Here is a 22,098-nt window from a genome sequence, read left to right as displayed (position 1 = left end):
GTTTTCCATGCGCAAACTGCAAAACACGCTCTACATCACCACCCAAGGCAGCTATCTGCATAAGGAGGGGGAGACGCTGGTGGTGGAGCAGGAGCGTAAGAAGGTAGCGCAGTTGCCGGTGCATTCCATCGGGCATATTTTCTGTTTTGTGAATGTGTTGGTGTCGCCGTTTTTGCTGGGGTTTTGCGGCGAAGATTCAGGCGAGTAAGCGGGTGCTTCAGCGGCAGATTCGCAATTACGGGGAGAATGCGGCGATTCAAAGTGCGGTCGATGCTTTGAACATTTCGCTGCGGCAGTTGAAGGGCGCGGCGGAGCTGGATGTGGTGCGTGGCATTGAAGGCGATGCGGCGGCGCATTATTTCGGCGTGTTCGGGCAGCTTTTGAGTGAAAAAAGCGGCTTTGTTTTTGACGGGCGCAACCGCCGTCCGCCCAGAGACGGGGTGAATGCGCTGTTGTCGTTTGTGTACAGCATTCTGGGCAAGGACATCAGCGGCGCGCTGCAAGGCGTGGGGCTGGATCCACAGGTAGGCTTTCTGCACGCCGACCGACCTGGACGCGACAGTCTGGCGCAGGATATTTTGGAAGAATTCCGCGCGTGGTGGGCAGACAGGTTGGTGCTTTCGCTGATTAACCGCGGACAAATCAAACCGCAGGATTTCGTTACCGAAGCAAGCGGCGCGGTAAGCTTGAAAGCGGAGGCGCGTAAGCTCTTGTTTCAAGCCTTGCAGGCGAAAAAGCAGGAAAAAATTGTTCATCCGTTTTTGGGCGAGGAAGTAGAAATCGGCTTGCTGCCGTATATTCAGGCAATGCTGTTGGCGCGCCATTTGCGTGGGGATTTGGCGGAATATCCGCCGTTTTTGATGAGATAAACTATGTTAATGCTAATTACTTATGATATTTCTTTTGACGATCCTAATGGTCAAGCGCGATTGCGCCGCATCGCAAAACATTGCTTAGATTACGGCGTGCGGGCGCAATATTCGGTATTTGAATGCGATGTCACGCCTGATCAGTGGATTATGTTGAAAAACAAACTGTTGGAAACCTACGACCCCACATGTGACAGTCTGCGTTTTTACCATTTGGGCAGTAAGTGGCGTAATAAAGTGGAGCATCATGGGGCAAAACCGGCAGTAGATGTATTTAAAGACGTGCTTGTCATTTAGTTCGCTAACCTGTTGTTCTCATTAAAACCCTGATGGGATAGCGATCTTTATTTTCTTTAACAATTTGGATGAATTAATCTATTTGTATAACGGCGGTATGGCCGTTATACTTACCAAACTCCTTATCATAAAATCAGTTAGCGAAATACAGTGTTTAATTCGCTGATTTTTCTTACTTTTTTATGTAGGGAGCAGCCGCCTCCGCGCGGCTGTGTGTTGAAACTTGGGTTGATGTATGTCGACAATTTGTGAATGTGCAGCCGCCTCCGCGCGGCTGTGTGTTGAAACTACTCTGTGACCGGAGATATTTAGATGCACTTCGCAGCCGCCTCCGCGCGGCTGTGTGTTGAAACAATGGATTAGTTACCAATAGAGCTGTTTTGATTGGCAGCCGCCTCCGCGCGGCTGTGTGTTGAAACCGAGATTTAAAACCTGCACATACTTACTGTTATTTGCAGCCGCCTCCGCGCGGCTGTGTGTTCAGCATTAAGTACTGAGCAGTACAACCGTACGTAAGCTGAAAAGCAAAGGGAAGATGAAATTAAAAAAATCAACTCTAACTTTAAATATGAAATCAAGTAGGTAAATTATGGAAAATTTAATTAGATTATCTTTATTGGCTTTATTCTCTATTACTCTCTTTGCTTGTAATGAAGAAAGTAAGGAAATGACGGTTTATGATTATCTTGTGAATAAACCTTTGCTAGATAGTGATATGCAGAATTGTATTAGTGGAAAAGAAAATAATGTGCATAAGTGCGATATAGTAAAATCTGCTTACAACAGATATAACTTCTTTGAAGAAGGTCTTTATTCAGAAAAAGACTTAAAAGAATTCGGCAAAAAATAACTAATAAAAAGGGGATTGTATGGGTGTTTTTACTTATGTAGATAATGCTGTGTCTACTGTATTAAGCAGCCGCTTTCGCGCGGCTGTGTGTTGAAACTAGCTGAAACCCAAACTCGCCTTATCGCCAACATAGCAGCCACCTCCTTGCAACTGTGTATTTAAGTAAGGATGAAATAAGACAAACGACTATGTCAGTAAATAGATAAATTAACATTCAAATACAAAAGAGCGGTCAAAAATACGATAATTTTTGGCCGCTCTTGTTTATACGATTTGAATTCAACTAGTTTAAAAGATTAACCTGCTCTAAAAACTCGTCTTCTGTTAATACTGTAATATTTAGTTCTTGTGCTTTGGCAAGTTTAGAGCCAGCAGCATCTCCTGCGATGACAAAGTCAGTTTTGCTGGAAACTGAGCCACTTACTTTTGCGCCTAGCTGTTGTAGTAATGCTTTTGCTTCGTTGCGACCCATTTGAGTGAGGGTGCCTGTGAGGACGACGGTTTTATCTTTGAAGAAGTTTTCACTGGCTTCTTTTACTTCCACAGTTTCCCAATGTACGCCTTGTGCGATTAAATCCTCAACAACGGCAACATTATGTGCTTCACGCCAGAATACAAAAATTCTGTTTGCTACAACTTCACCTACATCAGGCACTTTTTGAAGCTCTTCAAGATCAGCGGCTTTAAGCGCATCTAAAGTTTTGAAGTGATTCGCAAGATTTAATGCAGTGGCCTCACCTACCTCACGTATGCCTAAGGCAAAAATAAAGCGAGCAAGGGTCGTGCTTTTGGCTTTCTCAAGACTATTGAGAGCATTTTCTGCAGATTTTGCGCCCATTCTTTCTAAGCGTGTGAGCGTAGTTAAATCAAGTTTAAATAAGTCCGCTGGTGTATGAACCAGTTCGCGATCGACCAATTGCTCTATTAATTTTCCACCCACACCATCAATATCCATGGCTTTACGAGAGACGAAATGTTTTAGCGCCTCTTTGCGTTGTGCAGGACAGAATAATCCTCCTGTACAGCGAGCTACTGCCTCGCCTTCAATACGAATAATTTGAGAATCGCACACTGGGCAGTTTGTTGGGAAAATGATTGGTTTAGCATTATCAGGGCGACGTTCATGTAGTACACCGATGATTTGTGGGATTACATCGCCTGCTCGGCGAATGACAACAGTATCGCCAATAGCAATATTTAAGCGTTCAATTTCATCACCATTGTGTAAGGTGGCATTGCTTACTGTAACACCTGCAACAAATACGGGTTCTAATTTAGCGACTGGTGTGATTGCACCCGTTCGGCCAACTTGGAATTCAACATCATTCAACACCGTTAATTCCTCTTGGGCGGGGAATTTATAAGCAATCGCCCAACGAGGAGCTTTAGAAATAAATCCTAGTTCATTTTGTAAAGCAATATCATTGATTTTTAATACCGTTCCATCAATGTCATAACCCAGCGAGCTTCGTTTATTCTGAATATCTCGGTAAAAATCTAAAACTTCATTCGTACCATTACATAAACGAATTTCTGGATTCACTGGAATACCTATAGATTTTAGCCATTGCAAACGAGCATAATGAGTGCTTGGCAGTTCAACGCCTTCAGCAATCCCAATACCATAAGCATTTAATACCAATGGGCGTTTACTTGTAATATTAGGATCAAGTTGACGCAAAGAGCCTGCCGCAGCATTACGAGGGTTAGCAAAAGTTTTTTCACCATGTTCTAGTGCATATTCATTTAAACGCTCAAATCCTGCGTGTGGCATAAAAACTTCTCCTCGCACTTCTAAACGTGCTGGAGGATTGTCTGTTAGAAGTTGTAATGGAATATTACGAATAGTACGGATATTTGCTGTAATATCTTCGCCTGTGGTGCCATCGCCACGAGTGGCAGCTTGGGTGAGAATGCCATTTACATACAAAATACTCACCGCCAAACCATCAAGTTTAGGTTCGCAACAAAAGGTAAGCGGTTTAGGCAATACGATTAAACGATCTTCAATGCGTTTTACAAAGGCATTGAATTCTTCATCGGAAAAAGCATTATCTAAAGAGAGCATGGGAATTTCATGACGAATTTGGCTAAACCCAGAAAGTGGTTTTGCACCAACACGTTGAGTTGGGGAATCTGAAGTAAGAAATTCAGGATGTTCTAGCTCTAACGCTTTTAGCTGATGAAAGAGGCGATCATATTCGCTATCAGGCACGGTTGGATTATCTAGAACGTGATATTCGTATTCATATTGGCGCAAGGTTTTGCGTAGATTGTCTATTTGAGTTTGAATATTTGTCATAAAATTCTCGGGGAAAAATGACTACACTTTTTGCTTGTTTAGAGTGAAAATAGACAGGCATAAAGCCTGTCTCAGTAAAGATAAAAGTGCGGTAAATTTAAGGTATGAATTTACACGCGAGCAAGATATGTTTGCTCTGCATTTTCATCAAAGATTTCTTGTTCTTCAGTAAGCACAATGCCTTGTAAATCTTCAGCTAATGTATGTGCAGCGCGGATCATCATGCGTAAATTAGCGAGATTATTACCTGGTGATGGCAGTTGCATAAAGAATACAATTCCCATCGTGCTGAAATCTACTAAGTTGTAAGCATCAAATGTTCCTGGCTGTTCTAAATTTGCCACGCTAAAGAGAACTGGACTTGCCACACTTAAATCTAAGTGGCGGTGATACATTTCATCCTCACCCAAGATAAAGCCTAAGTTTTCAAGTGCTTGTACTAATTTCGCACCATTGAATTGGTCACTAGATTTTGGAATAAGATAAAGTTGAATATAACCACTTGTTTGTTTAGATTTAGCTGTCTTTTCTGATTTTGGTTCATTAAAAGATACGTTGTAGTCCACTTGACGTTCTTCGTGAGCTAATTCTGCAAGTTGTGCTCTTAATTCTGGTGATGACGAATTAATTCCATCGAAACTAGCATTTTGGCTTTGTTCTTCAATTTGTTCCAATGTCATATTTGAAACGCTATTTGATGTCGGCATATCATATTGTGGTTGAGTCGGCTTCAACGGCTCAGAACGATGATTTCCCATATCATAAACAGGTTGAACATTTGGAATTGAAATCTTAATGTCATCGACGCTTTTTTCACTTTGTCTATAATCAACAGGTTCTTGATTTACTGCTGCATTAGGCATGACTTGATGACGAATTGGTGCATTTGCTTGCGCTGTAGTTGCATGAGACAAATTAGCATTTGTTGGTTGCGTTTCTTCTTGCGTATGGGATCTTTGCATATGAGAAGTGCGGTCAAATTTATTTGCTTTATCAAAATATTTTGATTTCTCACGACGATTTGACCATAATCCGTGCACGATTAAGGCAACAAGTGCCAAAATGCCCACAATAATCAAAATTGTATTTAAATCCATCTTTATTCCTTACGCGTGCTAGTCCTGCGAGAATGCTATTGATGGCGCTAATCCTACCATATTTCAGTAGGTGAAAAAATACTTCAATGCGTGGAATTTTAAGGGAAAATAGCGGTCTGTTTTAGGCGTATTTTTATTGAAAGGAAAGAAAAATGTTGAATCCTAATGAATTAAAATCTGGTTTCCATTATTTTGTAATGGGCTGGCATTACATCACACAAAAAGGTTTGCGTCGGTTTGTTATTATTCCAATTTTGCTCAATACCGTTTTACTTTGTGGTTTATTTTGGCTTTTTATTAGCCAAATCACGAGTGCGATTGATTGGGTGATGAATTTTATTCCAGACTGGCTGAGTTTTCTCAGTGTAATTTTGTTAACCCTGTCAATTTTAACGATTTTATTGCTCTTTTATTTTACCTTCACCACACTTTCTGGCTTTATTGCTGCACCTTTTAATGGTTTGTTGGCGGAAAAAGTAGAAAAAATTCTGACAGGTGAAAATATTAATGATGATAGTCTCGTGGATGTAATGAGGGATGTGCCTCGTATGCTTTCTCGAGAGTGGCAAAAATTACGTTATAGCCTGCCCAAAATTATCACCTTGTTTTTACTGAGTTTTATTCCTTTGGTTGGGCAAACCATCGTACCTGTACTTACTTTCTTGTTCACTTGTTGGATGATGGCAATTCAATATTGTGATTACCCTTTTGATAATCATAAAGTCTCTTTTGATATCATGAAAAATGCGCTTGGCAATCAACGAACTCAAAGTTTAACTTTTGGTGGATTGGTTACTTGTTGTACTTTTGTACCAGTGATTAATTTATTAATCATGCCTGTTGCAGTATGTGGTGCGACGGTGATGTGGGTGGAAAATTATCGTAATGGCTTACGTTTTAATATGAATAGTCATTCCTCATCTCAAACAGGGATTGATGTTCATTCAGAAAATACAGGGATTGTTAAATAGCTTGCGGTTATAAAATAGATCAAATAACTATTTTTTTAATCAAAAGTGCGGTGCTATAAATAAACCAACATTAACAAAGTCCAACGAAAGGGAAATATTATGACAATTTATGCAGACAATTCTTATTCTATCGGAAATACGCCACTTGTGCGTTTAAAACACTTTGGTCACAACGGCAATGTGGTAGTTAAAATTGAGGGGCGTAATCCTAGCTACAGCGTGAAATGCCGAATTGGAGCGAATATGGTGTGGCAAGCAGAAAAAGATGGTACGCTCACGAAAGGGAAAGAAATTGTAGATGCAACGAGTGGTAACACAGGTATTGCTTTGGCCTATGTTGCAGCAGCTAGAGGTTATAAAATCACGCTCACCATGCCGGAAACAATGAGTTTAGAAAGAAAACGCTTATTGCGCGGATTGGGTGTGAATTTGGTGCTTACTGAAGGCACAAAAGGAATGAAAGGCGCGATTGCGAAAGCAGAAGAAATTGTTGCTTCGGATCCAAACCGCTATGTCATGCTTAAACAATTTGAAAATCCAGCTAACCCACAAATTCATCAAGAAACAACAGGCCCTGAAATTTGGAAAGATACGGATGGTAAAGTCGATGTTGTTGTTGCTGGCGTAGGAACAGGTGGTACGATTACGGGGATTTCTCGCTCGATTAAATTAGATTTTGGTAAACAAATCACTTCTGTTGCCGTTGAGCCAGTGGAATCTCCCGTCATTACTCAGACTTTAGCTGGCGAAGAAGCAAAACCAGGCCCACACAAAATTCAAGGCATCGGTGCTGGTTTTATTCCAAAAAATTTAGATTTATCTATTATTGATCGTGTAGAAACCGTTGATAGTGATACCGCACTTGCCACAGCTCGTCGCCTAATGGCAGAAGAAGGCATTCTTGCAGGTATTTCATCTGGTGCAGCTGTCGCTGCTGCAGATCGCATTGCTAAATTACCAGAATTTAAGGATAAATTAGTTGTGGCTATTTTACCTTCGGCATCAGAACGTTATTTAAGTACCGCATTATTTGAGGGCATTGAGGGATAGGTTATATTACGGGTAAAGTGCGGTAAAATTTTGCTGCACTTTTAATGTTCTTCTTATAACTAAAAAATCTAACTCATTACATAATCGTCTTGTTTTTCTATTAATTAGACTTTTATAATCAAGCTAATTCAAACATCATATAAGGAATACAATTATGAAAAAACTATTTTTTACAACCGCACTTTTGGCTGCGGGTTTAACATTTTCTACACTTTCAAACGCAGGTGAAATTTCAGAACGCGTTGAGAAAACAAAGACATTGCTCGTAGGGACAGAAGGGACTTATGCGCCATTTACTTTCCATGATAAAAGTGGAAAATTAACAGGCTTTGATGTAGAGGTTATTCGTAAAGTGGCTGAAAAGCTCGGTTTGAAAGTAGAATTTAAAGAAACACAATGGGATGCAATGTATGCGGGGTTGAATGCAAAACGTTTTGATGTGATTGCAAACCAAACTAACCCAAGCCCAGAGCGTTTAAAAAAATACAGTTTCACAACGCCTTATAATTATTCTGGTGGGGTGATTGTAACAAAATCATCGGATAACAGTATTAAATCATTTGAAGATTTGAAGGGTCGTAAATCTGCGCAATCTGCAACAAGTAATTGGGGTAAAGATGCAAAAGCTGCAGGCGCGCAGATTCTTGTAGTGGATGGTTTAGCACAGAGCTTAGAGCTTATTAAACAAGGCCGTGCAGAAGCAACAATTAATGATAAATTGGCTGTATTAGATTATTTTAAACAACACCCGAATGCTGGTTTAAAAATTGCTTATGATCGTGGGGATAAAATTCCAACAGCCTTTGCTTTTTTACAAGGTGAAGATGCATTGATTACAAAATTTAATCAAGCACTTGAAGCACTTCGCCAAGATGGTACATTAAAACAGATTTCAATTGAATGGTTTGGTGATGATATTACTCAATAATTGGTTGGCGAGTCTTCCATTTATGAGCGCAGAACGAGCTGATTATGTAATCAGCTCGTTTTGGCCTATGTTGGAAGCAGCAATTTTATACACATTGCCATTGGCAGTCATTTCCTTCTTCTGTGGTTTGCTTATTGCAGTGATTGTTGCAGTTATTCGTACTTTGCCTAGCCCTAATTTACCCTTAAAATTGTTACAGGCTTTATGTCGAGTGTATATCTCTATAATTCGAGGTACACCGATGTTAGTACAAATTTTTATTATTTTTTATGGATTACCTGAAGTTGGTATTACTTTAGAGCCCTTCCCGACAGCGATTATTGCATTTTCTATTAATATTGGTGCTTATGCAGCAGAGACAGTTCGAGCTTCAATTATTGCTATACCTAAAGGGCAGTGGGAAGCTTCTTATGCGATAGGTATGAATTATCGACAAGCATTTATTCGTACAATTATGCCACAGGCTTTACGTATTTCAGTACCATCACTTTCTAATACTTTTATTAGTACAGTGAAAGACACTTCACTAGCTTCTCTTGTTTTAGTGACAGAATTATTCCGTATCGCACAGAATATTACGGCAGCAAACTATGAATTTATTTTAATTTATAGTGAGGCCGCTTTAATTTATTGGATTTTCTGTTTTGTTTTATCTTTCTTACAAGATCGTCTTGAAATTCGCTTATCTCGCCATTTATAAGGAATGTTTATGTTAAAAGTAACCAATATTCAAAAAAACTTTAATGGCAATCATGTATTAAAAGGCATTGATTTTGAGATAAATAAAGGTGAAGTTGTCGCTATTTTAGGTCCCTCAGGCTCAGGAAAAACGACATTTTTGCGTTGCCTAAATTTGTTAGAGCGCCCAGAGCAAGGTAAGTTAGTTTTTACTGATGGTGATTTGAAAATTGATTTTAGTCGAAAAATTACGAAATCGGATGAATTAAGTTTACGCCGTCGTTCATCAATGGTATTTCAACAATATAATTTATTTCCTCATCGTACAGCACTTGAGAATGTAATGGAAGGGATGCTGGTGGTTCAAAAACAACCGAAAGAGCAGGCTCGAAAAAAAGCATTAATGTTGTTAGAGAAGGTTGGGTTAAGAGCTAAAGCAGATTTATTTCCATCACAACTTTCTGGTGGGCAGCAACAACGAGTTGGTATTGCTCGTGCCTTGGCGGTACAACCAGATTTAATTTTATTAGATGAACCTACATCTGCGTTGGATCCTGAATTAGTAGGCGAGGTATTGCAAACCCTTAAAATGCTTGCACAGGAAGGATGGACTATGATTATTGTTACTCATGAAATGCAGTTTGCGAAAGATGTTGCTGATCGTGTGATTTTGATGGCGGATGGGCATATTGTAGAACAAAATACAGCAGATAAATTCTTTACTTGCCCAAAACAAGAACGCACTCGACAATTCTTAATGCAAGCTAAAATGCCTTTAGACTTAGATTACTGTATTTAACTTTCTTATTACTTTGAAAAGAGAGTGACTACTCGTTTTCATTGGATAAAATTTGGTGTACAAATAACGTTTAGAATAATCTGATAGAATGTTTTACATAAAAAAAATAATTGTGTAAAAATACCGACCTGAAAACCTAAAAGGAGTAAAAATGACTTTAATTGAACGTCTTAAGCAAGAGTTTATTACTGGCTGGAAGCCTTTTGAAGTAATATGGCTTGCGCTTTTCATTATTGCGCAGATTTGGGCTTATGTACAAGCGCCAGATTCTTGGTTAGCAATGATTTCTGGTATTTCCGGTATTTTGTGTGTGGTATTAGTAAGTAAAGGTAAAATTAGTAATTATTTCTTTGGATTAATTTTTGCTTACACTTATTTTTATGTCGCTTGGGGATCAAATTTCTTAGGCGAAATGAATACCGTACTCTATGTATATTTGCCATCTCAATTTATTGGTTACTTCATGTGGAAAGCCAATATGCAAAATAGTGATGGTGGAGAAAGTGTGATTGCCAAAGCTTTAACTGTTAAAGGATGGGGGACACTAATTGTTGTGACTACGGTTGGTACTTTGCTTTTTGTTCAAGCATTACAAGCGGCTGGCGGCAGTTCAACTGGTTTAGATGGTCTAACTACAATTATTACGGTTGCTGCACAGATTTTAATGATTTTGCGTTATCGTGAACAGTGGTTGTTATGGATTGCTTTAAATATCCTTTCTATTTTCTTATGGGCAGAAACACCAGCCATGTACTTAATGTATTCAGCCTACTTACTTAACTCGTTGTACGGTTATTATAACTGGACGAAATTGGTTAAACGTAGCTAAACATACTTAAGCAAAATTAGAAACAAAAAAAGAGCGGTAATTTTACCGCTCTTTTTTCTTTGCTTTGAAGATTAACGCATGGTCACGAATTCTTCTGAACCCGTTGGGTGAATAGCCACGGTGTTATCAAAATCAGCTTTTGTTGCGCCCATTTTGATTGCTACGGCAAATCCTTGAATCATTTCATCTACACCGAAACCAATACCATGTAAACCCACAACTTTTTCATCTTTACCCACACAAACCAATTTCATTTTGCACGGTTGGCGATGTTGAGTGACTGCGGTGTACATCGCTGTGAAAGAGGATTTATATACCTTAACATTTTCAGCACCATATTGTTCAATAGCTTGAGGTTCAGTTAAACCTACAGTGCCGATTGGTGGATGGCTGAATACAACGGTTGGAACTAAATTGTAATCTAAATGTTCAGTCGGTTTATTATTGAATAAACGCTCAGAAAGGCGTCGACCCGCTGCAACTGCAACTGGTGTTAATTCAATGCCGTTTTCGATAATATCGCCTACTGCATAAATGCCTTTCACATTAGTATTTTGATATTTATCTACTTTGACATAGCCGTGTTCATTCGTTTCTACGCCAGCATTTTCTAAGCCAATTTTATCTGTCGCTGGAACACGACCTGCAGCCCAAATAACGCAATCTACAATAACATCAGATTGACCATCACATTTTACTGTAAGTGAACCATCTGCATTTTTAACAATCTCAGATGGTGTGGAATTGGTATGTAATTGAATTCCATCTTGCGCAAGTACTTCCACTAATGTTTCTACGATTAATGGATCTTGATTACGCATTGGCGCATGGCGACGCACTAATAAATGGGTTTCCACGCCTAGGCTGTTTAATACACCAGAAAGTTCAACGGCAATATAGCCGGCACCGATAACCGCAGCGCGTTTTGGTAATTCTGTTAATGCGAAGAAACCATCTGAATCAATGCCGTATTCTTGTCCTTTAATGTTTGGACGATATGGGCGGCCACCTGTTGCGATTAAAATATGATCTGCGGTTACTTGTTCTTTTTTACCATCAGCAAGTGTTACTTCAATAGTATGCGCATCGACAAATTTTCCGAAACCGTTAATTACATCAATGTTATTTTTTGCTAATACATTGTTATAAGATGTATGAATACGACCAATATAGGCTTGGCGACTTTCAATCAGTTTTGAAAAATCAAATTTTTTCACTTCAAAATCAAAACCATAATCTGGCGCATAATTGTTAATTGCTTCTGCAATATGTGCACCATAAAACATTACTTTTTTAGGTACGCAACCTACATTTACACAAGTACCTCCAAGATGTTTTGCTTCAATGATTGCGCATTTTTTTCCATAGCTTGCAGCACGATTTAGAGAAGCAATACCGCCACTGCCACCGCCAATAGCGATGTAATCATAATGTTTAGTCATAGTTTGATCCTTTTTTAAACTCAAAAATTTTCCGTATTTTGCCTAATTTTTATGAAGAATGCTATAAATTGATGTAATTGGTCTTTTTAAATGTCTATCAATCTTAATTTTAAAAGAAAATAAGGCTGAAAATATCAGCCTTATTAAAGAGGGAGCTTAATCTGGCGTATAATAAAGTTTACCAATTTCAATTTTTTGACGCCCCGTCTCTTCTCGCCATTTATTACTATCACGTAAAGAATACACACAACCGCAATATTCCTGTTGATAAAACCGTTCACGCTTACTAATCTCAATCATGCGTTGCGAGCCACCTTCTTTTCGCCAGTTATAATCCCAATAAATAACATTATCATATTTTTCCGCAGCGCGATGCCCACAGCCATTGATTTGATCCATATCCTTCCAGCGAGAAATGCCCAGGCAGCTAGTAAATACAGGGAAACCATGTTCATGAGCATATTCAGCAGCTTTTTCAAAGCGCATATCAAAACACATAGTACAACGAATTCCCCTCTCTGGCTCCCATTCCATTCCTTTGGCACGATCAAACCAATTTTGACGATCGTAATCTGCATCAATAAATGGAATGCCAAATTTTTTAGCAAAACGAATATTTTCTTCTTTACGAATTAAATATTCTTTGAGTGGATGAATGTTTGGATTGTAAAAATAAATTGTAAATTCAATGCCAGATGCAAGGATTGCTTCCATCACTTCCCCCGAGCAAGGCGCACAGCATGAGTGTAAAAGGAGTTTATTATGTCCATCTGGCAACTCAAGTTTTTCACGAATAAAAGGTGCATTAGGATCTTTGCGTACCTTTTGTTTACGAGTTTTGCCTTGAAAATTAACCGCACTTTGCTCAGGTTTAGATTGAAGTTCTGTATTCATAAAGTTTAATTAAAATTAATTGGTATCAAGTATATAAGCTAAATTAAGGGCTAATAATTTCTATCCACAGACAAATATGCTAAAGAAATCAATGCCTTCTTATAATCACTCTCTGGCAACATTGCAATTGCATCTACTGCTTTTTGAGCTTCTTCTTTTGCACGATTCATCGCGTAATCTAAAGACTTATGCTCAGCCATAATAGCTAATACTTCATCAATAGCTTCTCGTTTACCACCTTGCTCAATCGCTTCACGAATTAAAGCCGCCTGTTGAGCATTACCATGACGCATAGCGTGTAGCAGAGGAAGAGTTGGTTTTCCTTCAGCTAAATCATCGCCTACATTTTTACCTAGAGCTTGCGCATTTGCACTATAATCCAATACATCATCCACGAGCTGGAATGCAGTTCCAAGATAACGCCCATAATCTTGTAAAGCCTTTTCTTGAGCTTCTGTTCCACCCGCCACAATTGCCGCAGCCTGACCAGCCACCTCAAACAAACGCGCAGTTTTGCTATAAATTACACGCATATAATTAGCTTCGCTCGTTTCAGGATCATTAACATTCATTAACTGCTGAACTTCGCCTTCTGCTAAAACGTTAGTCGCATCGGCCATAATGCCCAAAATCTTCAATGACTCTAATTGTGCAACTAATTGAAATGCACGCGTATAAATAAAATCTCCTACAAGTACACTTGCAGCATTCCCAAATTCTGAATTCGCCGTAGCGCGCCCACGACGCATATCGGACTCATCCACTACATCATCATGTAATAAAGAGGCAGTATGAATAAATTCAACAAAAGTAGCACAAGTAATTGAATTAGATCCTCCAAATCCTAAAGATCGAGCAGCGAGAACTGCGATCAATGGACGGATCCGCTTACCGCCACCTTGAACAATATAAAAACCTAACTGTCCTATTAATGGAACATCTGAATTAAGCTGAGCAAGGATACTTTGATTAACTTTTTGCATATCGGGATCTGCAAGTTTCTGGATCTCGTCTATGCTCATAAGATCTTGTTTCTTCATTTTTTCATCAATTATTAGTCAAAAGTGCGGTACATTTTACCCGAATTTTCAAACTTTCTGAAATCAATCATGCAAATGAAGGGAATTTTTTTATTTTATTGTAAATAAATTCTTGCCATAGGTAGGATTTTTCCGTAGAATTTGCGACCTATTTATATGAATTTTTAAGTGTGGACTGCTAAAGAGCAGGGAAACACAATTAAGCGGAGTATTTATGTACGCAGTTTTCCAAAGTGGCGGTAAACAACACCGTGTGAGCGAAGGTCAAGTTGTTCGTTTAGAAAAACTTGAACTTGCAACTGGCGCAACAGTTGAGTTCGATTCTGTGTTGATGGTCGTTAATGGTGAAGATGTTAAAATCGGTGCACCAGTAGTTGCTGGCGCAAAAGTAGTGGCTGAAGTAGTTGCACAAGGTCGTGGCGAGAAAGTTAAAATCGTTAAGTTCCGTCGTCGCAAACACAGCCGTAAACAACAAGGTCATCGTCAGTGGTTCACAGAAGTGAAAATCACTGGGATTCAAGCATAATTTCAGAGGAGATCAAGTAGATGGCAACTAAAAAAGCTGGTGGTTCAACTCGTAACGGTCGCGATTCTGAAGCTAAACGCCTTGGTGTTAAACGTTTCGGTGGCGAATCTGTATTAGCAGGTAGCATCATTGTTCGTCAACGTGGTACTAAGTTCCACGCGGGTAGCAACGTAGGTATGGGCAAAGACCACACCTTATTCGCAACTGCAGATGGTAAAGTTAAATTTGAAGTAAAAGGCGAGAAGAGCCGTAAATACGTAAGTATTGTTACTGAATAATTTAAAATCTATTCGATTGAAACGCCCTACAATTTTGTGGGGCGTTTTGTCTTTTTTAATTTCACATAAGCGAGCAAGCAATGAAACAACAACCTTTATTAGGCTTTACCTTTGCGCTTATTACCGCTATGGCTTGGGGATCCTTACCTATCGCTCTCAAACAAGCTTTATCTGTAATGAATGCGCAAACTATCGTATGGTATCGTTTTATTGTAGCGGCGATCTCATTATTAGCCCTACTTGCTTATAAAAAGAAATTACCTGAACTAATGAAAGTTGGCCAATATGCTTGGCTTGCTCTTATTGGAGTAATTGGTCTTACCGGCAATTTTCTATTATTTAGTAGTTCGCTAAATTATATTGAACCTTCAGTTGCACAAATTTTTATTCATTTATCCTCTTTTGGAATGCTTATCTGTGGTGTACTGATCTTCAAAGAAAAATTGGGGCTGCACCAAAAGATTGGACTTTTCTTATTGTTAATTGGTTTAGGCTTATTCTTTAATGATCGTTTTGATGTATTTGCCGGACTAAATCAGTATTCAACAGGTGTCATCTTAAGCGTAGCAGGATCCCTTATTTGGGTCGCTTATGGAATGGCGCAAAAATTAATGTTGCGTAAATTTAATTCGCAACAAATCTTGCTAATGATGTATTTAGGCTGTGCCATAGCCTTTATGCCGATGGCTGAATTCTCGCAAGTAAAAGAACTTACACCTTTAGCTCTGATTTGTTTTATTTACTGTTGTTTAAATACCTTAATTGGATACGGCTCTTATGCGGAAGCACTTAATCGTTGGGATGTATCAAAAGTCAGTGTTGTTATCACACTTGTACCTCTTTTCACGATCCTATTTTCCCATATTGCCCATTATTTTAGCCCAGCAGATTTTGCGGCACCAGAATTGAATAACATTAGCTATATTGGTGCATTTGTTGTAGTATGCGGGGCAATTTTATCCGCGATTGGACATAAATTATTACCGCACAAAACTCATTAAAGTGCGGTTTATTTTGGAGAAGTTTTAATGAAATTTATTGATGAATCCCTTATCCGAATTGAGGCTGGGGATGGTGGCAACGGTTGCGTAAGTTTCCGTCGAGAGAAATTTATTCCTAAAGGCGGCCCTGATGGTGGAGACGGTGGAGACGGTGGTGATGTATATTTACAAGCTGATGAAAACCTCAATACCTTAATCGATTACCGTTTTAATAAACGCTTTGCTGCAGAGCGTGGAGAGAATGGGCGGAGTTCAGATTGTACAGGGCGTCGCGGTAAAGATATTATTTTACCTGTTCCCGTAGGAACTCGCGCTATTGATAACGACACCCAAGAAACCTTGGGGGATTTAACCCAACACGGTCAAAAAATGTTGGTAGCCAAAGGTGGTTATCACGGTTTAGGGAATACTCGTTTCAAATCATCAGTAAACCGTGCACCGCGTCAAAAAACAATGGGAACACCGGGTGAAAAACGCGATTTATTACTCGAATTAATGTTGCTTGCCGATGTGGGAATGCTCGGTTTACCTAATGCAGGTAAATCCACTTTTATTCGTGCCGTTTCAGCCGCCAAACCAAAAGTTGCAGATTATCCATTTACTACTTTAGTACCAAGTCTCGGTGTTGTGAAAGTAGACGACTCACATAGTTTCGTCGTTGCTGATATTCCAGGATTAATTGAGGGTGCAGCAGATGGTGCTGGGCTAGGAATTCGCTTTTTAAAACATTTAGAACGTTGTAGAGTGCTTATTCATTTAGTCGATATTGCTCCAATTGATGGCTCTAATCCAGCAGATAATGTCGCTATTATTGAATCTGAACTTTTCCAATACAGTGAAAAATTATCAGAAAAACCACGTTGGTTAGTATTCAATAAAATTGATACGATGAGCGATGAAGAAGCTGAAGAGCGGGCTCGAGAAATTACTGAACAATTGGGTTGGGAAGAAGATTATTACCTAATTTCAGCTGCAACAGGGAAAAATGTTCCACCACTTTGTCGTGATATTATGGACTTTATCATAGCGAATCCACGAGAAGCTGAAATACAACAAGTTGCACCTGAAGAAGTAAAATTCAAATGGGAAGATTATCATCAGGAACAACTAGCGGAGCATCAACTTGATGTTGACGAAGATTGGGATGATGATTGGACCGAAGAAGATGATGAAGGTATAGAGTTTATCTATAAACCTTAATAAAATGGCGGTTCTAGCAGTTCATCAGCTATATGCTTCTAAATACTTAAAAGAGCTTTGTGATATAGGTGTTTTGAGTGAGATATCTTTGGGAAGAGATAAATTATTTATTCATCCTAAATTGATGTCGTTATTACGAGGTGAAAATAACGAATTTACACCTTATATATAATTTTCATAAAACTTTATGATGGATTTAGGAAAATAAAAATGGGATCGCAATGATCCCATTTTTGTTAGTGAGTACTCGTGCTGGTTGTAGTACGGTTTGCACGTTTACGATCGTTTTCCGTTAAGAGTTTTTTACGGATACGGATCGATTCAGGTGTCACTTCCACTAACTCGTCGTCATCGATAAACTCAATAGCTTGTTCAAGGGTGAATTTCACCGGCGTGGTTAAGACGATGGCATCATCTTTACCTGATGCACGCATATTGGTGAGTTTTTTACCTTGTAAACAGTTAACAGTTAAGTCGTTTGTACGGCTATGAATACCGATAATTTGACCCTCGTAAACTTCTACGTTGGCTTCGATCATTAATTTACCACGTTCTTGTAAACCAAATAGCGCATAAGCGAGTGCTTTACCTGTTGCGTTAGAAATTAATACACCATTTTTACGTTGGCCGATTTCACCTGGTTTGATGTCATCGTAGTGATCAAAGCTAGAGTAAAGTAAACCGGTACCAGACGTCATGGTCATGAATTCACCACGGAAACCGATTAAGCCACGGCTTGGGATGATGTATTCTAAACGAACACGGCCTTTTCCATCTGGCATCATATCGCGAACTTCGCCTTTACGGATACCTAATGCTTCCATGACAGAACCTTGGTGTTGTTCTTCTACGTCGATAGTCACTTGTTCGTAAGGCTCTTGTTTTCTGCCGTCGATTTGACGATAGATTACTTTAGGACGAGAAACTGCAAGCTCATAACCTTCACGACGCATATTTTCAATTAATACAGAAAGGTGTAATTCACCACGACCAGAAATACGGAATTCATCTGGGTTTGGTGTTTCTTCTACGCGTAATGCCACGTTGTGAACTAACTCTTTGTTTAAACGTTCAAGAATTTGACGAGAAGTCACATATTTACCTTCTTGACCTGCAAACGGTGAAGTATTTACACAGAAGAACATGGTTACAGTTGGTTCATCAACAGTTAATGAAGGTAAGGCTTCAACGGCATTGATATCACAAATAGTATCCGAGATATTTAATTCACCTAAACCGGTAATGGCAATGATGTCTCCTGCGTAAGCAATATTTTCTTCATAACGTTGTAAACCAAGGTGACCTAATACTTGTCCCACACGGCCTTGACGAGTTTTACCTTCGCCATCAATGATAGTCACCGGTTGATTTGGTTTGATTGCACCACGTTTGATACGACCGATACCGATAACACCCACATAGCTGTTATAGTCTAATTGGGATATTTGCATTTGGAATGGTGCATCTAATTCCACTTTTGGTGGTTCAACATGTTGAACGATCGCTTCAAATAACGGCGTCATATCTTCCGCTAATTCTTCGTGTTCAAGACCTGCTACACCATTTAATGCAGAAGCATAGATAATAGGGAAGTCTAATTGCTCATCCGTTGCGCCAAGGTTAACGAATAAATCGAATACTTGATCCACCACCCAATCAGGACGTGCGCCTGGGCGGTCAACTTTGTTGATAACTACGATTGGTTTTAAACCGTGAGCAAAGGCTTTTTGGGTTACGAAACGCGTTTGTGGCATTGGACCGTCAAAGGCATCTACCACCAAAAGTACAGAATCTACCATAGAAAGCACACGTTCTACTTCACCACCGAAGTCCGCGTGTCCTGGGGTGTCGACGATGTTAATGCGATAACCATTCCAGTTAATTGCGGTATTTTTTGCAAGAATGGTAATACCACGTTCTTTTTCGAGATCATTTGAGTCCATTACGCGTTCATCAACATCACCACGAGTGGATTCAAATGTACCAGATTGTTGAAGAAGTTTGTCAACGAGGGTGGTTTTACCATGGTCAACGTGAGCGATAATTGCGATATTGCGCAATTTGTTAATATCAATGTCGTTTTTCATTTATTACTTTCTTAAAGTTTAAGTTTTATAAGGTGGAATTTTAACACCACCGAATAGTCCAAGTAGTTTAAATTGGTGAGTAGAACTCACCCTACAAGAGAATGTTGAAAGGGCAAAAATTATACACGATATTTCGTTGATCTGCTATGCTGGGTGATAAAATAAATCCAATGAAAAAGGTAAGTGGTTACGTTATAATGCGCCTTTCATTTTTGTAAAGATTATACACATAGCAAAATAGAGGACTCCTTATGCCAAATGCAAATGTAATTGCCAATGTATTCAAACTGATCGAAGAGAACGATATTAAGTTCGTGCTACTCCGCTTCACTGACATTAAAGGTAAAGAACACGGTGTTTCTATCCCGGTTAGTCTTGTCGATGAAGATATGTTTGAAGATGGCAAAATGTTTGATGGCTCTTCTGTTGAAGGTTGGAAAACCATTAACAAAGCCGATATGCTTTTAATGCCAATTGCTGAAACAGCAGTAGTCGATCCATTTGCGCAGATCCCAACACTTTCAATTCGTTGTAGCGTGTATGAACCAACAACCATGCAAAGCTATGATCGTGATCCACGCTCAATCGCTATTCGAGCAGAAAACTATATGCGTTCAACAGGCGTTGCAGATCAGGCATTCTTTGGTCCAGAACCAGAGTTCTTCTTATTTGATGATGTACGTTTTGATGTATCAATGAACCGTGCTTCTTTCGCCATTGATGACATTGAAGCCGCTTGGAACACCAATAAAAAATATGAAGGTGGTAACAATGCCTATCGTCCATTGAAGAAAGGTGGTTATTGTGCAGTGGCACCAATTGATACGGCTCATGATATTCGCTCTGAAATGTGTTTGATTTTAGAAGAAATGGGCTTAGTCATCGAAGCTCACCACCATGAAGTGGCAACCGCGGGTCAAAACGAAATTGCAACGAAATTCAACAGCTTAACTTTGAAAGCGGATGAAACGCAAATCTATAAATACGTGGTACAAAATGTTGCATTAGAACACGGTAAAACCGCTTGTTTTATGCCAAAACCAATCACAGGTGATAATGGTTCAGGCATGCACTGCAATATGTCATTAAGCAAAGATGGCAAAAACATTTTCCAAGGTGATAAGTATGCAGGTCTTTCTGAAACCGCGCTTTATTACATCGGCGGTATTATTAAGCACGCTAAAGCATTAAATGCCTTCACCAACCCAAGTACTAACTCATATAAACGTTTAGTACCAGGCTTTGAAGCACCAGTTTTATTAGCTTACTCTGCAAGTAACCGTTCTGCATCAATCCGTATCCCGGCAGTAACCAGCCCGAAAGCAATCCGCATTGAAGCACGCTTCCCTGATCCAATGGCAAACCCATATCTGGCTTTCGCTGCATTATTAATGGCTGGCCTTGATGGCGTAGTGAACAAAATTCACCCAGGCGATGCAATGGATAAAAATCTTTATGATCTTCCACCGGAAGAATTAAAAGATATTCCAGCGGTAGCAAGCTCACTAGAAGAAGCGTTGAATTCATTAGAAAAAGACCATGAATTCTTAACGCAAGGTGGGGTGTTTACTAAAGACTTTATTGAAGCATTTATTAATATTAAACGTAAAGAAGTAGAGCGTTTAAATATGACACCACATCCAGTTGAGTTTGAGATGTATTATTCTTAATTAATATAAATAAAAGGATCTCATTAGTACAGGAAGTGCAGCTAATTTTAGCCGCATTTTTCTTATAAATGTATTAGAACTTTACAATATCTTTACGTAACTTTTATTGTTAATAAGAGTTATATTCTGTAAAATTATAAAAAATAAAATATTTAAAATAAGGCATAAATATGAATGATATTAATTATCAAAACAATAATGAAATAGATTTAATCGAGCTAATAAGAACATTATGGAATAAAAAGATTTGGATTTTACTATCGGCTTTTTTGGGTACCGCTATTGCGGGTGTTTACGCATTTACTGCGAAAGAGCAATGGACCTCAACAGCTATTATTGTTGCACCACGTTTAACTGATTTAGGTAATTTATTACCTACACGCGCAGAATATGCTCGTATCATTGGTGATGGTGATTTTTCAGCTGGGAAATTATCTGATTCTCTTTACGGACAATTTAAACATTTCTTACTTTCTAACGATTTAAAACGTCAATTCTTAGAGCAATCTGAGTGGGTTAAAAACTACACCAAAGATATGACGGAAGAACAAAAAAGAAAATATATTGAAGAAACTGTTTCAAAATATCTTATTGTTCACGAAGTGGACCCTAAGAAAAAAGATTTAACTGAATTAGATAAAATTGGTTTAAAACTCACCTTCTCAGCAGAAACTCCAAAAGATGCACAACTTGTATTAGGGCAATACGTTGAATTTATAAACCAATATTTATTAAACCAAACTAATCAAGAATTTAAACTCGGCTTTAACTTGCGTTTAGATGCTTTAAAATTTGCTAAAGAGCAAATGGAAGAAAGTTTAACCGAAACTAAAACGGTTCAAGTAGAAAACTTAACAAATGCGTTAGATATTGCAAAAAAAGCAGGAATTAAAAATTTCTCAAGAGGAAATAATAACATTTCTGTACCAGAATATATGTTAGGAGATGCTCGTTTAAATATCTCTGATTCTAAACTAGCAGACGGTACATATTTATTTATGCTTGGTGAAAAATACCTGCAAGCTCAATTAGATATTGCCAAAAACAGCCCGGTTATTTACCCAACCAACTATTACAGCACAGAAAGACAGCTTGCTAAATTAACAAAATTAGCACCGCAGTTGGAATCTGTTCAAGAAGTAAAAGCGTATCATTATTTAAGCTCGCCGGATTATCCTGTAATAAAAGATAAACCGAAAAAAGCATTAATCTTAATGATTGGTTTATTGATTGGTGGGTTTATTTCAACAATCTCTATTATTTTAGCGGAATTATTTAGAAGAAAATAAA

21 protein-coding genes and 1 pseudogene are annotated in these 22,098 nt (G+C 38.7%); 16 read left to right on the top strand and 6 right to left on the bottom strand.

What is annotated here, in order from left to right:
- Nucleotides 1-7 precede the first annotated feature (7 nt).
- The 3 genes and pseudogenes from cas1 (at nt 8) to KP710_RS05640 (ending at nt 2,016) form a co-directional block, all read left to right on the top strand.
- Nucleotides 8-869 (top strand): annotated as a pseudogene (cas1, locus tag KP710_RS05650) (CRISPR-associated endonuclease Cas1).
- A gap of 3 nt (nt 870-872) precedes the next feature.
- Complete coding sequence (gene cas2 / locus KP710_RS05645; RefSeq protein ID WP_215770981.1) at nt 873-1,166, top strand: CRISPR-associated endonuclease Cas2; 294 nt, start codon at nt 873-875, stop codon at nt 1,164-1,166.
- Between the two features lie 589 nt (nt 1,167-1,755).
- Entirely contained in the window at nt 1,756-2,016 is a 261-nt protein-coding gene (locus KP710_RS05640) for a hypothetical protein (protein WP_252346377.1), read from the top strand.
- Nucleotides 2,017-2,299: 283 nt separating this feature from the next.
- Here the strand turns inward: KP710_RS05640 and ligA are convergent, their stop codons facing one another.
- Nucleotides 2,300-4,318, bottom strand: a complete 2,019-nt coding sequence (gene ligA, locus KP710_RS05635; protein ID WP_215770980.1) for an NAD-dependent DNA ligase LigA — start codon at nt 4,316-4,318, stop codon at nt 2,300-2,302.
- 110 nt (nt 4,319-4,428) lie between these two features.
- Nucleotides 4,429-5,415 carry a cell division protein ZipA gene (zipA, locus tag KP710_RS05630; RefSeq protein ID WP_215770979.1) on the bottom strand — a complete coding sequence of 329 codons (987 nt, stop codon included), beginning with the start codon at nt 5,413-5,415 and terminating at the stop codon, nt 4,429-4,431.
- Nucleotides 5,416-5,567: 152 nt separating this feature from the next.
- Between zipA and cysZ the strand changes: the two genes are divergently transcribed.
- The 6 genes from cysZ (at nt 5,568) to pnuC (ending at nt 10,670) form a co-directional block, all read left to right on the top strand.
- Entirely contained in the window at nt 5,568-6,386 is an 819-nt protein-coding gene (gene cysZ, locus KP710_RS05625; RefSeq protein ID WP_215770978.1) for a sulfate transporter CysZ, read from the top strand.
- A 99-nt stretch (nt 6,387-6,485) separates the two neighbouring features.
- Nucleotides 6,486-7,436: a cysteine synthase A gene (cysK, locus tag KP710_RS05620; protein ID WP_140518512.1), complete on the top strand. Its 951-nt coding sequence runs from the start codon at nt 6,486-6,488 to the stop codon at nt 7,434-7,436.
- A 154-nt stretch (nt 7,437-7,590) separates the two neighbouring features.
- Nucleotides 7,591-8,364 carry an amino acid ABC transporter substrate-binding protein gene (locus tag KP710_RS05615; RefSeq protein WP_065265444.1) on the top strand — a complete coding sequence of 258 codons (774 nt, stop codon included), beginning with the start codon at nt 7,591-7,593 and terminating at the stop codon, nt 8,362-8,364.
- Nucleotides 8,348-9,064, top strand: a complete 717-nt coding sequence (locus KP710_RS05610; RefSeq protein WP_215768003.1) for an amino acid ABC transporter permease — start codon at nt 8,348-8,350, stop codon at nt 9,062-9,064. The genes KP710_RS05615 and KP710_RS05610 overlap by 17 nt, the downstream gene beginning before the upstream one ends.
- Before the next feature lie 9 nt (nt 9,065-9,073).
- Nucleotides 9,074-9,841, top strand: coding sequence for an amino acid ABC transporter ATP-binding protein (locus tag KP710_RS05605; protein ID WP_215768002.1), 768 nt, complete (start codon nt 9,074-9,076; stop codon nt 9,839-9,841).
- 151 nt (nt 9,842-9,992) lie between these two features.
- Nucleotides 9,993-10,670, top strand: coding sequence for a nicotinamide riboside transporter PnuC (pnuC, locus tag KP710_RS05600; RefSeq protein WP_140581959.1), 678 nt, complete (start codon nt 9,993-9,995; stop codon nt 10,668-10,670).
- Between the two features lie 71 nt (nt 10,671-10,741).
- Here the strand turns inward: pnuC and gorA are convergent, their stop codons facing one another.
- The 3 genes from gorA to ispB all read right to left on the bottom strand — a co-directional run bounded on the left by gorA (nt 10,742) and on the right by ispB (nt 14,046).
- Nucleotides 10,742-12,112 (bottom strand): glutathione-disulfide reductase, encoded by a 1,371-nt coding sequence (gene gorA / locus KP710_RS05595; protein WP_215768001.1) that lies wholly within the window; start codon nt 12,110-12,112, stop codon nt 10,742-10,744.
- A gap of 156 nt (nt 12,113-12,268) precedes the next feature.
- Nucleotides 12,269-13,006 (bottom strand): epoxyqueuosine reductase QueH, encoded by a 738-nt coding sequence (locus KP710_RS05590; RefSeq protein WP_111407966.1) that lies wholly within the window; start codon nt 13,004-13,006, stop codon nt 12,269-12,271.
- A 50-nt stretch (nt 13,007-13,056) separates the two neighbouring features.
- A complete protein-coding gene (gene ispB / locus KP710_RS05585; RefSeq protein WP_111407965.1) occupies nt 13,057-14,046 on the bottom strand; it encodes an octaprenyl diphosphate synthase in 990 nt (329 codons plus the stop codon).
- A 214-nt stretch (nt 14,047-14,260) separates the two neighbouring features.
- Here ispB and rplU point away from each other — a divergent pair, with 214 nt between their 5' ends.
- The 5 genes from rplU to KP710_RS09505 all read left to right on the top strand — a co-directional run bounded on the left by rplU (nt 14,261) and on the right by KP710_RS09505 (nt 17,223).
- Nucleotides 14,261-14,572: a 50S ribosomal protein L21 gene (rplU, locus tag KP710_RS05580; protein WP_005626416.1), complete on the top strand. Its 312-nt coding sequence runs from the start codon at nt 14,261-14,263 to the stop codon at nt 14,570-14,572.
- Between the two features lie 20 nt (nt 14,573-14,592).
- Nucleotides 14,593-14,850 carry a 50S ribosomal protein L27 gene (gene rpmA / locus KP710_RS05575; RefSeq protein WP_005626413.1) on the top strand — a complete coding sequence of 86 codons (258 nt, stop codon included), beginning with the start codon at nt 14,593-14,595 and terminating at the stop codon, nt 14,848-14,850.
- A gap of 80 nt (nt 14,851-14,930) precedes the next feature.
- Nucleotides 14,931-15,851, top strand: coding sequence for a DMT family transporter (locus KP710_RS05570; RefSeq protein ID WP_111407964.1), 921 nt, complete (start codon nt 14,931-14,933; stop codon nt 15,849-15,851).
- A gap of 27 nt (nt 15,852-15,878) precedes the next feature.
- Nucleotides 15,879-17,051, top strand: coding sequence for an Obg family GTPase CgtA (gene cgtA / locus KP710_RS05565; protein WP_111407963.1), 1,173 nt, complete (start codon nt 15,879-15,881; stop codon nt 17,049-17,051).
- A 4-nt stretch (nt 17,052-17,055) separates the two neighbouring features.
- Nucleotides 17,056-17,223: a hypothetical protein gene (locus KP710_RS09505; RefSeq protein WP_226385906.1), complete on the top strand. Its 168-nt coding sequence runs from the start codon at nt 17,056-17,058 to the stop codon at nt 17,221-17,223.
- Between the two features lie 64 nt (nt 17,224-17,287).
- Here the strand turns inward: KP710_RS09505 and typA are convergent, their stop codons facing one another.
- Nucleotides 17,288-19,138: a translational GTPase TypA gene (typA, locus tag KP710_RS05560; RefSeq protein WP_215770977.1), complete on the bottom strand. Its 1,851-nt coding sequence runs from the start codon at nt 19,136-19,138 to the stop codon at nt 17,288-17,290.
- Between the two features lie 251 nt (nt 19,139-19,389).
- Here typA and glnA point away from each other — a divergent pair, with 251 nt between their 5' ends.
- Both glnA and KP710_RS05550 read left to right on the top strand, forming a co-directional pair.
- Complete coding sequence (gene glnA / locus KP710_RS05555) at nt 19,390-20,808, top strand: glutamate--ammonia ligase (protein ID WP_111407961.1); 1,419 nt, start codon at nt 19,390-19,392, stop codon at nt 20,806-20,808.
- A gap of 170 nt (nt 20,809-20,978) precedes the next feature.
- Complete coding sequence (locus tag KP710_RS05550) at nt 20,979-22,097, top strand: LPS O-antigen chain length determinant protein WzzB (protein ID WP_111407960.1); 1,119 nt, start codon at nt 20,979-20,981, stop codon at nt 22,095-22,097.
- Nucleotide 22,098: the final 1 nt, after the last annotated feature.

Origin of the sequence: Haemophilus sp. SZY H35 (genome assembly GCF_018829705.1) — a bacterium.
Classification (GTDB): domain Bacteria; phylum Pseudomonadota; class Gammaproteobacteria; order Enterobacterales; family Pasteurellaceae; genus Haemophilus; species Haemophilus haemolyticus_K.
The sequence above is the reverse complement of the archived record's forward strand: the minus strand, read 5'-3'. Positions and strand labels throughout refer to the sequence as shown.